At 62.6% G+C, this 13,455-nt stretch carries 14 protein-coding genes; 5 read left to right on the forward strand and 9 right to left on the reverse strand.

Annotated elements, in window-relative coordinates; genetic code table 11:
• Positions 1 to 7 precede the first annotated feature (7 nt).
• The 3 genes from ACZ9EJ_RS05780 to msrA all read left to right on the forward strand — a co-directional run bounded on the left by ACZ9EJ_RS05780 (position 8) and on the right by msrA (position 2,357).
• Complete coding sequence (locus tag ACZ9EJ_RS05780; protein ID WP_046639107.1) at positions 8 to 1,060, forward strand: ABC transporter ATP-binding protein; 1,053 nt, start codon at positions 8 to 10, stop codon at positions 1,058 to 1,060.
• 8 nt (positions 1,061 to 1,068) lie between these two features.
• Positions 1,069 to 1,761 (forward strand): beta/alpha barrel domain-containing protein, encoded by a 693-nt coding sequence (locus ACZ9EJ_RS05785; RefSeq protein ID WP_046639108.1) that lies wholly within the window; start codon positions 1,069 to 1,071, stop codon positions 1,759 to 1,761.
• A gap of 74 nt (positions 1,762 to 1,835) precedes the next feature.
• On the forward strand, positions 1,836 to 2,357 hold the full coding sequence (gene msrA, locus ACZ9EJ_RS05790) for a peptide-methionine (S)-S-oxide reductase MsrA (protein WP_046625719.1): 522 nt from the start codon (positions 1,836 to 1,838) through the stop codon (positions 2,355 to 2,357).
• A gap of 58 nt (positions 2,358 to 2,415) precedes the next feature.
• On the opposite strand, the gene ACZ9EJ_RS05795 is transcribed toward msrA, so the two are convergent.
• The 8 genes from ACZ9EJ_RS05795 to ACZ9EJ_RS05830 form a co-directional block, all read right to left on the reverse strand.
• Positions 2,416 to 3,849, reverse strand: a complete 1,434-nt coding sequence (locus tag ACZ9EJ_RS05795; protein WP_046639109.1) for an aldehyde dehydrogenase family protein — start codon at positions 3,847 to 3,849, stop codon at positions 2,416 to 2,418.
• 69 nt (positions 3,850 to 3,918) lie between these two features.
• The gene (locus tag ACZ9EJ_RS05800) at positions 3,919 to 5,199 is read right to left on the reverse strand and encodes a TRAP transporter large permease (RefSeq protein ID WP_046639110.1); all 1,281 of its coding nucleotides are present in this window, start codon (positions 5,197 to 5,199) and stop codon (positions 3,919 to 3,921) included.
• A complete protein-coding gene (locus ACZ9EJ_RS05805; protein WP_046639111.1) occupies positions 5,199 to 5,720 on the reverse strand; it encodes a TRAP transporter small permease in 522 nt (173 codons plus the stop codon). Before ACZ9EJ_RS05805 ends, ACZ9EJ_RS05800 begins: the two co-directional genes overlap by 1 nt.
• 83 nt (positions 5,721 to 5,803) lie before the next feature.
• Positions 5,804 to 6,775 (reverse strand): TRAP transporter substrate-binding protein, encoded by a 972-nt coding sequence (locus tag ACZ9EJ_RS05810; protein ID WP_037083453.1) that lies wholly within the window; start codon positions 6,773 to 6,775, stop codon positions 5,804 to 5,806.
• 82 nt (positions 6,776 to 6,857) lie between these two features.
• Positions 6,858 to 7,724: an amidohydrolase family protein gene (locus ACZ9EJ_RS05815; RefSeq protein ID WP_046639112.1), complete on the reverse strand. Its 867-nt coding sequence runs from the start codon at positions 7,722 to 7,724 to the stop codon at positions 6,858 to 6,860.
• Positions 7,724 to 8,860, reverse strand: a complete 1,137-nt coding sequence (locus ACZ9EJ_RS05820; RefSeq protein ID WP_046639113.1) for a mandelate racemase/muconate lactonizing enzyme family protein — start codon at positions 8,858 to 8,860, stop codon at positions 7,724 to 7,726. Before ACZ9EJ_RS05820 ends, ACZ9EJ_RS05815 begins: the two co-directional genes overlap by 1 nt.
• 5 nt (positions 8,861 to 8,865) lie before the next feature.
• Positions 8,866 to 9,771: a 5-dehydro-4-deoxyglucarate dehydratase gene (kdgD, locus tag ACZ9EJ_RS05825; protein ID WP_046626678.1), complete on the reverse strand. Its 906-nt coding sequence runs from the start codon at positions 9,769 to 9,771 to the stop codon at positions 8,866 to 8,868.
• Positions 9,772 to 9,846: 75 nt separating this feature from the next.
• Positions 9,847 to 10,599 (reverse strand): FadR/GntR family transcriptional regulator, encoded by a 753-nt coding sequence (locus ACZ9EJ_RS05830; protein ID WP_046625732.1) that lies wholly within the window; start codon positions 10,597 to 10,599, stop codon positions 9,847 to 9,849.
• Positions 10,600 to 10,804: 205 nt separating this feature from the next.
• Here ACZ9EJ_RS05830 and ACZ9EJ_RS05835 point away from each other — a divergent pair, with 205 nt between their 5' ends.
• Positions 10,805 to 11,599: an NAD-dependent epimerase/dehydratase family protein gene (locus tag ACZ9EJ_RS05835; RefSeq protein WP_046639320.1), complete on the forward strand. Its 795-nt coding sequence runs from the start codon at positions 10,805 to 10,807 to the stop codon at positions 11,597 to 11,599.
• A gap of 102 nt (positions 11,600 to 11,701) precedes the next feature.
• On the forward strand, positions 11,702 to 12,679 hold the full coding sequence (locus tag ACZ9EJ_RS05840; protein ID WP_046639114.1) for a S1C family serine protease: 978 nt from the start codon (positions 11,702 to 11,704) through the stop codon (positions 12,677 to 12,679).
• Positions 12,680 to 12,714: 35 nt separating this feature from the next.
• On the opposite strand, the gene ACZ9EJ_RS05845 is transcribed toward ACZ9EJ_RS05840, so the two are convergent.
• Positions 12,715 to 13,455, reverse strand: coding sequence for a tyrosine-protein phosphatase (locus ACZ9EJ_RS05845; RefSeq protein ID WP_046639115.1), 741 nt, complete (start codon positions 13,453 to 13,455; stop codon positions 12,715 to 12,717).

The raw sequence follows: 13,455 nt of genomic DNA on the forward strand, positions 1-13,455 counted from the left end.
ATTTCCTATGGCTGAAGTTACCCTTTCCAATGTCCGCAAGAGCTATGGCGCCGTCGACATCATCCACGGCATCGATCTTGGCATCACCGATGGCGAGTTCGTCGTGCTGGTCGGCCCGTCCGGCTGCGGCAAGTCCACCCTGCTCAGAATGGTCGCCGGGCTGGAGACGATCACCGGCGGCGATGTGAAGATCGGCGGGCGTGTCGTCAACGATCTCGACCCCAAGGATCGCGACATCGCCATGGTCTTCCAGAACTATGCGCTTTATCCGCATATGACGGTGGCGACCAATATGGGCTTCTCGCTGGAACACCGCGGCGGCAGCAAGGCGGAGATCGCCGAACGGGTTAAATGGGCAGCCGACATTCTCGGCCTCGCGCCGCTGCTCGACCGCTATCCACGCCAATTGTCCGGCGGCCAGCGCCAGCGCGTCGCCATGGGCCGGGCGATCGTCCGCGACCCCAAGGTCTTCCTGTTCGACGAGCCGCTTTCCAATCTTGACGCGAAACTGCGCGTCGTCATGCGCGGCGAGATCAAGAGCCTGCACCAGAGGCTGAAGACGACCACCATCTATGTGACGCATGACCAGGTAGAGGCGATGACCATGGCCGACAAGATCGTCGTGCTGAACGGCGGCCGGGTCGAGCAGATTGGCGCACCGCTCGACCTCTACGATCGGCCGGCCAACCAGTTCGTGGCGGGCTTCATCGGCTCGCCGTCCATGAATTTTCTCAGCGGCACGATCACGCCGGAAGGTTTCACAGCGCCTGGAATCCTGCTGCCGCTGCCCGAGGCAGCGCATGGGCACAAGGGCCTAAAGGCGGTCTACGGCATCCGTCCCGAACATTTCGCCCTGGAAGAGAACGGTGTGCCGGCGGAGATCATCCTTGTCGAGCCGATGGGATCGGAAACCCAGGTGACGATGAAGCTCGGCGAAACGCTTGCCACCGGCGTGTTTCGCGAACGGGTATCGTTGTCGCCGGGCGCGACGATCCGGGTTCGGCCGGAACTCGGCAATATCCATCTCTTCGCCGCCGACGGCGGCCAGCGTCTGAACTGAGGCCCGCGATGCCGAATTATCCCGAAACCAAACTCACCAAGGCGCTGCGCGGCGGCGAGCTCCCGGTCATCGTCTCGCTTGCCCGCCACGACCTCGACCTTGCCAAGGCGGCGATCGGGGCAGGGGCGTTTGCGATCAAGGTGCATCTCAACGCCTATCATCGCGCCACCGGCACGACATTCGGCAGTTTTGCCGAGGAGCGGCCGTTCTTCGAGACGCTGGCGCCGCTCGGGGTGCCGCTGCTGGTGATGGCCGGCCAGGAGACGGTGCCGACGCCGGACGAACTCGATGCCTTGGCGGAGCTGGGTTTTGAAGGTTTCAACGTCTATTTCGACCATCTGCAGCCGCATCTGCTGCAGTCGAAGCTGCGGCCGATCCCGGCGCTCGGCGAGAAGAGCACTGATGAGGATTTGAAGACCATTGTCGCCATTCCCGGCGCGATGATGGAAGCCTCCGTCGCCTCTTTTGCCGACTATGGCAAGCCATTGACCGACGCCGATCTCGCCCGCTATCGCGAGATCGCGGCGAAAGCCGGCATTCCGGTCATCGCTCCGAGCCAGAAGCGTTTCGTGCCCGACGATATGGCAAAGCTGAAGACGGCGGGCATTGCGGCGCCGCTGCTTGGCGTCATCGTCACCGGTACGACGCCGAAGAGCCTTGAGGAGGCGGTGCGTCCGATCGTCGAGGCAGCAGTCGGCTGAGTGGTGGCGATGGATTGAATTTCTTCCGTCGGATCGCCATTTTAGGTGCAAATCCAAAACCGAAGGAGGAAAGCATGACGACGTCTACCGAACGGGCCGTATTGGCCGGTGGTTGTTTTTGGGGCATGCAGGACCTGATCCGGCGTCTGCCCGGCGTGGTTTCGACCCGTGTCGGCTATAGCGGTGGCGACGTGCCGAACGCCACCTATCGCAATCACGGCACCCATGCCGAGGCGATTGAGATCATTTTCGATCCGGCCAAGACCAGCTATCGCGATATCCTTGAATTCTTCTTCCAGATCCATGATCCCTCGACGAAGAACCGTCAGGGCAACGATATCGGCATGAGCTATCGCTCGGCGATCTATTATGAGAACGACGAGCAGAAGCGCGTTGCCGAAGACACCATCGCCGATGTCAATGCATCGGGCTTGTGGCCGGGCAAGGTGGTGACGGAAGTGGAGCCGGTTGGCGATTTCTGGCAGGCCGAACCGGAGCACCAGGATTACCTGGAGCGCTATCCGAATGGCTATACATGCCATTTCCCGCGTCCGAACTGGAAGCTGCCGAAGCGCGCCAGCGTTGCTGCCGAATAAGGTATCTCGATTTCTGAATTGAAGGCGCTGCCATTCAAAACGGCAGCGCCTTTTTTGTTTAGGCCAGCGTATAGGCCGTCTTCACCACCGTGAAGAATTCGGCGGCATATTTGCCCTGTTCGCGCGGGCCGAAGGACGAGGCCTTGCGGCCGCCGAACGGCACGTGGAAGTCGACGCCCGCCGTCGGCAGGTTGACCATCACCATGCCGGCTTCGGAATTGCGCTTGAAGTGGGTCGCATGCTTGAGGCTGGTGGTGGCAATGCCGGCCGACAGGCCGAACGGCGTATCGTTGGCGGTTGCCAGCGCTTCCTCGTAGTTCTTCACCCGGATGACCGATGCGACCGGTCCGAAGATTTCTTCGCGGGAGATGCGCATCTGGTTGGTCGCTTCGGTGAACAGCGTCGGCTGGAGATAGAAGCCGGGGGTGTCGCGCTTCACGAGTTCGCCGCCGAAGGCGAGCTTGGCGCCCTCGTTCTTGCCGATCTCAATGTAGTCGGTGTCCTGCTTCAGCTGCTTGTCGTCGACGACCGGGCCGATATGGCTGCCGGCCTTCATGGCGTTATCGACGTTGAGCGTCTTCAGCTTCTCGGTGAGTGCTGCGACGAACTTGTCGTGGATGCCTTCGGTGACGATCAGGCGCGAGGAAGCGGTGCAACGCTGGCCGGTCGAGAAGAAGCCGGAATTGGCGGCGGCTTCGACGGCAACGCCCAGGTCCGCGTCGTCGAGGACTACCATCGGGTTCTTGCCGCCCATTTCCAGCTGGAACTTGCGGTTATGCTCGATCGAGGCGAGCGCGACGCGCTTGCCGGTGCCGGTGGAGCCGGTGAAGGTGATGCCGGCGAGATCCGGGCTGTCGAGCATGGCCTGGCCGACGACCGAGCCGCGGCCCATGACGAGGTTCAGGACGCCCTTCGGAAGGCCGGCGCGGTGGAGGATGTCGACGATCGCCCAGGCGCAGCCCGGCACGAGATCGGCGGGCTTGAAGACGACGGTGTTACCGTAGCAGAGTGCCGGCGCGATCTTCCATGCGGGGATGGCGATCGGGAAATTCCAGGGCGTGATGATGCCGATGACGCCGAGCGGTTCGCGGGTGATCTCGACGCCGATGTTCGGGCGGGCGGAAGGCACCAGTTCGCCGGTCAGGCGCAGTGCTTCGCCGGCGAAGAAATCGAAGATCTGGGCCGCGCGGGTGACTTCGCCGATCGCTTCGGGAAGGATCTTGCCTTCCTCGCGGGCGAGAAGTGCGCCGAGCTCTTCCTTGCGGGCGAGGATCTCGTCGGAGGTCTTTCGCAGGATTGCGTGGCGCTCGAGAATGCCGGAGCGCGACCATGCCGGAAAGGCGGCCTTGGCGGCTGCGATCGCCTGTCTGGCGTCTTCGCCGCTGCCCTGGGCATACATGCCCACGACATCATTCGTGTCCGAAGGATTGATGTTCTTCGAAGCGTCGGAGCCGACCCATTCGCCGGCGATCAGGTTCTGGTAGATGGTCATAGACCTCTCCTTTCATGTGAAAGGTCCCGCCATGGGGGCGGGACCGTCAGATAAAGCTTGTTCAGCCGCTCACTTAAAGACGCCTGGCAGCCAGAGCGACAGGGCAGGGATGTAAGTCACGAGCAGCAATACTGCGATGCTGGCTCCGAAGAAAGGCCAGATCGTACGCATTGCTTCACGTATCGTGATGCCGCCGACCGCGCAGGCGACGAAAAGCACAGTCCCGACCGGCGGCGTGTTGAGGCCGATGCCGGCATTGAGGATCATGATGACGCCGAAATGGACCGGATCGATGCCGAATGCCTTGACCACGGGTAGCAGGATGGGCGTCGAGATGATGACCATCGGCGCCATGTCCATGAACGTGCCGAGGACCAGCAGGATGACGTTGATCATCAGGAGCACGATGATCGGATTGTCCGAGACCGCGCTGATTGCGGCGATGATCAGCGTCTGGACCTGCAGGAAGGCCATCAGCCAGCCGAACGAGGCCGCGGTGCCGATGACCAGCAGCACCATTGCGGTGGTGCGTACCGCGCCCATGACAGCCTCGACAAAACCGTCCCAATTCAGCTCGCGATAGACGAGCATGGCGACCAGGAAGGCATAGAGGACGGCAATGCAGGAGCTTTCCGTCGCCGTGAACACGCCGGAGCGGACGCCGCCAAAGATGATGGCGATCAGAAGGATGCCCGGCAGCGAGGCCAGCAGGTAATAACCGAGGCGGGAGAAGCCCGGGAAGGGATCGGCCGGATAACCGCGTTTTACGGCGACCCACCAGGCGGTGATCATCAGCGCGCCGGCGAGCAACAGGCCGGGAACGATGCCGGCGGTAAAGAGGTCGGCGACGGAGACATTGCCGCCCGCTGCGATCGAATAGAGGATCATGTTGTGCGAGGGCGGGATCATCAATGCGATGATGGCGGCGTTGGCCGTCACGTTGACTGCATAGTCCCTGTCATAACCGCGCGCGGCCATCTGCGGGATCATCAATCCTCCGACAGCCGAAGCGTCCGCCACGGCCGAACCGGAAATGCCGCCGAAAAGCGTTGAGGCGACGACGTTGACCTGGCCGAGACCACCGCGCATGTGGCCGACAAGGCCTGCGGCGAAACGGATCAGCCTCTGCGCAATGCCGCCGCGCACCATCAGGTCGCCGGCGAAGATGAAGAACGGGATCGCCATCATGGCGAAGACATTCATGCCGGAATTCAGCTGCTGGAAGACGACGATCGGCGGCAGACCCATGTAGAGGACCGTCGCGAAGGAGGCGATGCCGAGGCAGAAGGCGATCGGCATGCCGACCAGCATCAAGAATGTGAATGAACCGAAAAGAATGGCGTAGGCCATTACGCAGCCTCCTGCACGAGGACGTCGGCAGCAACTTCCTCGCCGATGGCGACGTCGACGAAGCGCTCCAGAGCGAAAAGGGAGATCATGGCGCCGCCGGCGATCATCGGGAAGAAGTCCGTGCCGCCCGGCCAGCCGAGAACGGGAATGGTGGCCGACCAGGTGCCCATGGCCAGCAGCGTCGAATAATAGGCCATGCCGATGCCGAAGAGCACGATCAGGCCCAGGCTCAGGAGGTCCATGGCCTTCTGGATGGTCGGCGGCATGACGTAGCGGACGATATCGAGCCCGAGATGCACGCTCTCGCGCACGCCGACGGCGGCTCCGAGCATGATGAACCAGGACATCAGATAAAGCGACAGCGGCTCGGACCAGCTTGGCGAGTCGTTCAGGACATAACGCCCGAACACCTGCCAGCCGACGATGAGGGTCATGGCGATCATGCCGATGCCGGAGATATAAAGTGATATACGGCTAAGCCCGCCCAGGTAAGGCTTTATGGCCAGCATGAAGTTTCTCATGATCCTGTCCTCTTCGCGGCAGCAAAGCGCCGGATATGCAAGAAAAAACCGGCCCTCTTGGCGAGGGCCGGTCTCCGGTAGGCTTATTTGACGGCCTGGATCTGTTCCAGCAGTGCCTTCTGCTTCGGGTCGGTGACGAACTTGTCGTAGACCGGCTTCATGACGGCCGAGAACTCGTCCTTGTTGACCTTGATGACATTGGCGCCGCCGGCACGAACCTTGGCTTCCGACGACTTTTCGCGGGCGGTCCAGAGTTCGCGCATCTTGACGACGGAATCCTTGGCGGCCTGGCGGAAGATCTTCTGGTCTTCCGGGGTCAGCTTGTCCCAGGAGATCTTGGACATGACCAGGATTTCAGGGTTCAGCGAATGTTCGGTCAGCGTATAGTTCTTGGCGATTTCGTAGTGGCGGGCCGATTCATAGGAAGGCCAGTTGTTTTCCGCGCCGTCGACCACGCCGGTTTCGAGCGAGGAATAGACTTCGCCCATCGGCATGGGCGTCGGGTTGGCGCCGAAGGCCTGCATCATGGCGATCCAGAGGTCTGACTGCTGGACGCGGATCTTCATGCCCTTCAGGTCGGCAAGCTTGGTGATCGGCTTCTTGGTCGTGTAGAAGGAGCGCGCCCCGGAATCGTAATAGGCAAGACCGATCAGGCCATGCGGTTCGAAGGCTTTCAGGATTTCGTCGCCGATCGGGCCGTCGACGACCTTGTGCATGTGCTCGGTCGAGCGGAACAGGAAGGGCAGGCCGAGGACGGTGGTCTGCGGCACGAGGTTGTTGAACGGCGCGGCATTGACGCGGTTCATATCGATGACGCCGAAGCGGGTCTGCTCGATCGTGTCCTTTTCGCCACCCAGTACCGAGTTGTTCATCACCTGGATCTTGATGCGGCCGTTGGTGCGCTGGGAGACCAGCTCGCCCATGTATTTAACGGCATCGACGGTCGGATAGCCGTCCGGATGGATATCGGCGGAACGCAGGGTAACCTGTGCATTGGCGGCCGTCGCGCCGAGCGCGAGGCCGAAGGCAAGGCCGAGCAATTTCGTAAGTTTCATGTTGTCCTCCTCTGAGTGGGCGCCGGAGCCTCCACGCCCCGGTCGTTGAATTTATCAGTCTTCCTCAGGCCTCCCTGGCCGATTATCGGGCGGGCAGGCCGTAAAGTTCTTCGGGGTTTTTCACGAGTGCGAGCTCGCGTGCCGCATCGTCCGGCAACCAGCCGAGCACGGTATCGGTCAGCGCCGCGTCATCCGGATAATCGGCCTGTTCGCGGGCGAGGTTATGCGGCCAGTTGGTGCCCCAGACGATGCGCTCAGGTGCATATCTGGCGATTTCCCGGGCGACCGCGGCGACATCGGCATAGTCCGGGCCGCCGGCCTTCGAGGATTCGTAGACCCCGGCAAACTTGAACCAGCACTTGCCACCATCGATGAGGCGCTTGACGGCATCGACCTGCGGGCTGTTGGGCGTGACACCGGCGAAGAACTTGCCGTGGTGATCGAAGACCCAGCGGGATTTCAGGTTCTTCAGACGCTCTTCGTGGTCGAGAATGTTGCTTCCGTCGAACTGGACGGCAACCATCCAGTTGCGGGACGCAGCCTTGGCGTCGACGGCTTCGAGTTCCGACAGGTTCACCGCGCCGCCCGGCAGATCCATGATGCGGGCGCCGACATTGCCGGCTGCTGCGAGGTTATCCAGCTCGGCTTCCGACGTGGTGCTGTCGATGACGCAGACGCCGCGGGCGATCGAGCCGAATTCCGCAAGGCATGCGTTGAGATTGGAATTGTCGCGCTGCTGGGCATTGCCCTGGGTGACGATGACCCGATCGATGCCGATCCAGCGCATGAACTCGAGATACTGGGCGGGCGTCGGCAAATCGCCCGCCGGCAGACCGGGACCACCGGGGAGCGATGGAAAGCCCGGCAGATAAGCATGCATCTGAGTGTCGATCGCGCCCTTGGGCAGTTTGGTCTTGGGCGGAGTGCCGGAAAGGGTGCGGACGAGCATCAGATATCTCCCATGCGGAATTCTTTGAGCGCATCGCGGTTGATTTCGATCCCAAGGCCGGGGCCGTTCGGGATCTGCACCACGCCGCGCTCGTGTTCGATCGGGGTTTTGATCACCGCCTGACGGAACGGATTGTGGGTACGGTCGAATTCGAGGATCGGTTCGATCGGATTGACCCGAACCGGGCTCGGGATCATCGCCGCCATGAACTGCAATGCGGCTGCGATATGAACAGCGGTGCCCCAGACATGCGGCACGACGCGGATGCCGTGCAGCGACGCGAGATCGGCGACGCGCTTGGCTTCCGTAAAGCCGCCGACGCCGGCAAGGTCGGGCTGCAGGATATCGACGGCGCGGGTTTCCACCGGCTCGCGCATGCCCCAGCGGCTGTGCCAGGTCTCGCCGCCGGCGACCGGGATCGGCTGGCGGGCACGCACTTCGCGGTAGGCGGCGAGCTGTTCCGGCACGACGGGTTCCTCGAACCAGTCGATGTTGAGTTCTGCTGCTGCCTGACCGAACCTGATCGCCTCGATGGCGTCATAACCGTGGTTGGCATCGACCATCAGGCGCATGTCCGGGCCGACGGCGTCGCGCACGGCGCGGATGACGCGCAGATCTTCCTCGACACCGAAACCGATCTTGATCTTGCTGGCGTGAAAACCCTCATCCCAATAGCGGGCGACATCCGTCGCATTGTCCTCGACGCGGTCGACGCCGTCGCGCTTGAAGCTGCCGGTGGCGTATGCCTTGACACTTTCGCGGAAACGGCCGCCGAGCAGGATCGAGACCGGCACGCCGAAATGTTTGCCCTTGATGTCCCAGAGCGCGATGTCGATGCCAGAAAGTGCGGTGACGGCGAGGCCGCGCTGGCCCTGGTCGCGCAGGGCGTTATAGAGCCGCGCCCAGATCTTTTCGGTTTCGAGCGGGTTTTCGCCGATCAGCCAATTCGCGTAGGTTGCGACCACCGCGGCATTCGGCCGGGCGGGGCCGAGGCATTCGCCCCAGCCGATCGTACCGTCATCGCACTCGATCTCGACGAGCACATGGGCGCGACGATCGAAGCGCATCGAAGCGCTTTCGAAGGCGACGTCGAGCCTGTGTTCGAGGAGATGGGTGCGGACGGAAGCGATCTTCATCGGAATTACCGCTTCCAGGGCGCAATGAGCTTCGCGAGCATGTCTTCTTCGTCCGCTGTCAGATCATCGAGCGGCGGGCGCACCTTGCCGGCATCGAAGCCCTGCAGGCGCACGCCGGCCTTGATGGCCGAGACGGCATAGCCCTTGCGGCGGTTGCGGATCGCCATGAAGGGATAGAAGAAGTCCCTGAGGATCTCCTCGCAGCGGGTGCGGTTGCCGGCGCGCAGCGCCTTATAGAATTCGACAGCCAGACCCGGCACGAAGTTGAAGACGGCCGAGGAATAGGTGGTGAAGCCGGCGCCGAGATAGGCTTCGGCGAAAAGCTCGGCCGTCGGCATGCCGCCGAGATACATCAGCCGGTCGCCCATGGTGGCGGTGATCTGTCGGACAAGCCCGATATCGCCGCTGCCGTCCTTGAAGCCGATCAGGTTCGGGCATTCGTCGCAAAGGCGCTGCAGCGTGTCGACCGACAGGATCGAGTTGTCGCGGTTATAGACCATGACGCCTATTCCAACCGACTGGCAGATGCGCTTCACGTGCTGGTAAAGACCTTCCTGCGGCGCATCTATCATGTAGTGCGGCAGCAGCAGGATACCGTCAGCGCCGGCCTTTTCGACCGCGCGGGCCATTTCGACGCCGACATGGGTGCCGAAACCGCAGCCGGAGACGATCGCGGTCTTGCCGGCTGCTTCCTTGGCGGCGGAAACAATGCCGGGAACTTCATTCGGTGACAGCGAGAAGAATTCGCCCGTGCCGCCGGCGGCAAACAGGACCGGTGCGTCGTAGCCCGACAGCCATTCCACATGGCGGCGATAGCTTTCCGGCTGGAACTGGCCTTCCTTGTCGAAATGGGTGACGGGAAAGGACAGCAGGCCGGCACCAAGTGCGACCTTGATTTCTTCAGGCGTCATCATGCGGATTTCCTTTGTAAGCGTCTCCTCCAGACAAAAATTGTCGTACAGGTTGCGCAGACTTGTGTCAACAAGTCATCTTACAGATTCGCGGAGCTCCCGGAGCAGGGTGCGATAACGGAACTGCGCACCCCGCAGATGCCGGCGCATGGCGTCGCGGGCGCCTTCCTCGTCACCGTCGGAAATCGCCACGACGATGGCGTTGTGCTCCTCGTCGAGCAGCTTGATATAGGCCGCCTGGTCGGCCTCCGAATCGTCCGGGCGCAGGGCTGCGCGCGGGATCAGGCTGCGGCCGATCATGGTCAGGAATTCGCGGAAACGGGGGTTGTTGGTGGCTTCGGCAATGGCAAGATGTAGCGCGAAATCCGCCTCGCTCGTTGGCTTTGCGGCCTCGAGACACGCCCGTACCGCATAATGGCGATCGAGAATGACCTCTTCCTGTGCGGGGGAACGGCGAAGGGCGGCAAGCCCTGCTGCCTCGACCTCCACCGCAGTTCTGAGTTCCAGCAGTTCGATCATCGACGATACGCGGGCGAGATCGATATTCGAGAGGGAGAGCATGACCGGCTGCGCGTTGCGCGACGGCTCCAGCACGAAGACGCCGGCGCCCTGGCGCGCTTCCACCAACCGGTCGGCGCGCAGCGATGCGATGGCCTCGCGCACCACGGTGCGGCTGACGCCATGCGCCTCGGTCAGCTGCGCTTCGCTCGGCAGGCGGGAGCCCGGCGGAAACTGGCCTGCCGCAATCGCCTGGCGCAGCGTTTCTCCAAGGCGGGAAACAAGCGTTCTCGATCCCTTGCCGGTATCGAGTCTGGTTTCAACGCTCATTTTTTCCTCCCTGTGCAGCGGCGCATCACAATATCGCGTCGACTCATATGTCAAGTCGAGCGCCACTCCAAACCGGCTCAACTTATTGACCAGGTTTCCCCAACATGTATGATAACTGTCGACGCTTGTCACGAACAAGTTGGCCGATAGACCGGCCATCACAGGGATTGCCGCGGCCAATGCGCCGCTTTCGGAGGATGATTTCTTGAAAAGACTTTTGATCACCGGTGCCGGCGGCGGCCTCGGACGCGCCATGCGCTCGCGCCTTGCCGGTTTCGCCGAAACGCTTCGCCTTTCCGACATTGTCGATCTCGGCCCGGCCGGCCCCAATGAGGAAATGGTCGTCTGCGACCTCGGCGACGCCGAAGCCGTCATGAAGCTGGTCGAAGGCTGCGACGGTATCCTGCATCTCGGCGGGGTTTCGGTCGAGGACAAGTTTTCGAAGATCCTCAACGCCAACCTGCTCGGCCTCTACAATCTCTACGAAGCGGCCCGCGCCCATGGCCAGCCGCGCATCCTGTTCGCCAGCTCCAACCATGTGGTCGGTTTCTACCGCCAGGACGAGCATATCGACGTCAAGGCTCCGATGAAGCCGGACGGTCTCTACGGCGTGTCGAAATGCTTCGGCGAGGCTCTGGCGCGCATGTATTTCGAGAAATTCGGCCAGGAGACGGCGCTCGTCAGGATCGGCAGCTGCTTCGAAAAGCCGATCAACCACCGCATGCTGTCCGGCTGGATGTCCTACGACGATTTCGCGTCCCTGATCGACTGCGTCTTCCGCGCACCCATGCTCGGCTGCCCGATCATCTGGGGCATTTCCGACAATGACAGCAAGTGGTGGGACAATTCCCACGCGTCCTATCTCGGCTGGAAGCCGAAGGACAATGCCGAACGCTTCCGCGCCGAGCTCGATGCCAAGGGGCGCCCGGAACCGACGTCCCCGGCCGCTGTCTACCAGGGCGGCATGTTCACCCAGGACCCGATTTTTTCCGAGGACTGAGCCGGCCATTGCCGGGTTCTTGTTTCCGGCTTTCGAACCCACCACATCAGCTCCCACTAAAACCTTCTCCTCTCTCAGAAGGTATTTTCCGGAGTTCTTGTCATGGGATTTATCGATATCAATCCTCCCGTCCCCGAGGATGGCGCGCTTCTCGACGCCTATTCGGAGACGGTTGCCGGCGCGGTCGATCGCGTCGGTCCCGCCGTCAGCCGCATCGAGCGGCTCGGCGGCGTTGCCGGCCAGGGGGGCCACGGATCGGGCTTTGCGATTTCGCCCGACGGCCTGATCATCACCAACCACCATGTCGTGGCAGAGGTCAAGACGGTGCGCATCCGCAGCGCCAACGGGGCGGTCGGGCAGGGCGCCGTTCTCGGCCGCGACGCCGATACGGATATCGCGCTGGTGCGGGCCGACATGGATGTGCAGGCCTGGGCACGGCTCGGCGATTCCCAGAAACTGCGGCGCGGCCATATCGCGATTGCGATCGGCAATCCGCTCGGCTTCGACTGGTCGGTGACATCGGGCGTCGTGTCTGCGCTCGGCCGCTCGATGCGGTCTTCCACCGGCCGGCTGATCGACGACGTGGTGCAGACCGATGCCGCACTCAATCCGGGCAATTCCGGCGGGCCGCTGGTGTCGGCGTCGGGCGAGGTGGTCGGCGTCAACACCGCTGTCATCCGGGGTGCGCAGGGCATCGCCTTTGCGGTCGCCTCCAACACGGCCAATTTCGTCGTCTCGGAGATCCTGCGTTTCGGCCATGTGCGGCGCGCCTTCATCGGCATCGTCGTCGATACGACCGCGCTGCCGCGCCGCGTCGCAGTGAAGGCCGGGATGACGCAGGAAACGACGGTGCGCATCCGCCGCATCGATGCGGGCAGTCCGGCTGACAGGGCGGGTTTGAAGGAAGGCGATTTCATCCTGGCGATCGACGGCCAGCCCGTCGGCGGCGCGGATGACCTGATCCGTCTGCTGGACGGGACCCGGATTGGCAAGGATACGCCCATCTCGGTCTACGATCTCGATTCGCGGATCGTCGATCGAGTTCTCGTTCCTGCCGCCCGACCGCATAACGGCGCATGACGGCCCGATGATGCTGTCAGCCGAGGCGCCCTGCCTTAGGACAGACGGCCTCTCAACCGTGCCATAGCCGGTTCGTCGAAACCGAGACGGACGAGGTAGTCCCGTACGGTGCCGTAGTTCCTGCCGATATGGTCGAGCGCCTGGCGCATGCTGCGCGGTTCGGAGGCCAGAACGATATCGACGAGAGCTGCCGGGGTGCCGCGGCCGAGGGCACGATCCCTGAGCCTCGCGATCAGCGGGCCGGAGATGGTCGCCGTCAGGGCGTAATCCTCGATAATGGTCGTCTCATCGACACCGGCATTGGCGAGCAGCAAGGCCGAGATCACCCCGGTACGGTCCTTGCCGGCGCTGCAATGGAAGAGCACGGCGCCTTCAGGCGCCTCGGCGATGTTGTTCAGGACTTCGGCAATCGCCGGCTGGCAGTTATCGATCGCCTGGCAATAACGGTCGCCCATATCGAAGCTCACCGAGGCATTTGCCATCATCTCGACCGGCGCCAGCGCGGAAAACACCGGCGTGTTGTGGTAGCGCACTTCGGCATGGTCGGTGAACGGATTGGCTTCTGCGTCGATCTCGTGGGCATTGCGCAGGTCGATGACGGTGGTCAGTCCATTCTCCAGCAAGGTGTCGATATCGGCCGCGCTCAAGGCGTGCAATGCGTCGCCGCGCAGGATCGAGCGCCAGCGGGTCAGGCCACCGTCGGCAGTCCTGTAACCGCCGAGGTCGCGGACATTGTGGGCGCCTTCCAGCGCGATCAGGCGTTCGTAAGCAAGCAT

The organism is Neorhizobium sp. USDA 3394 (assembly GCF_056280385.1).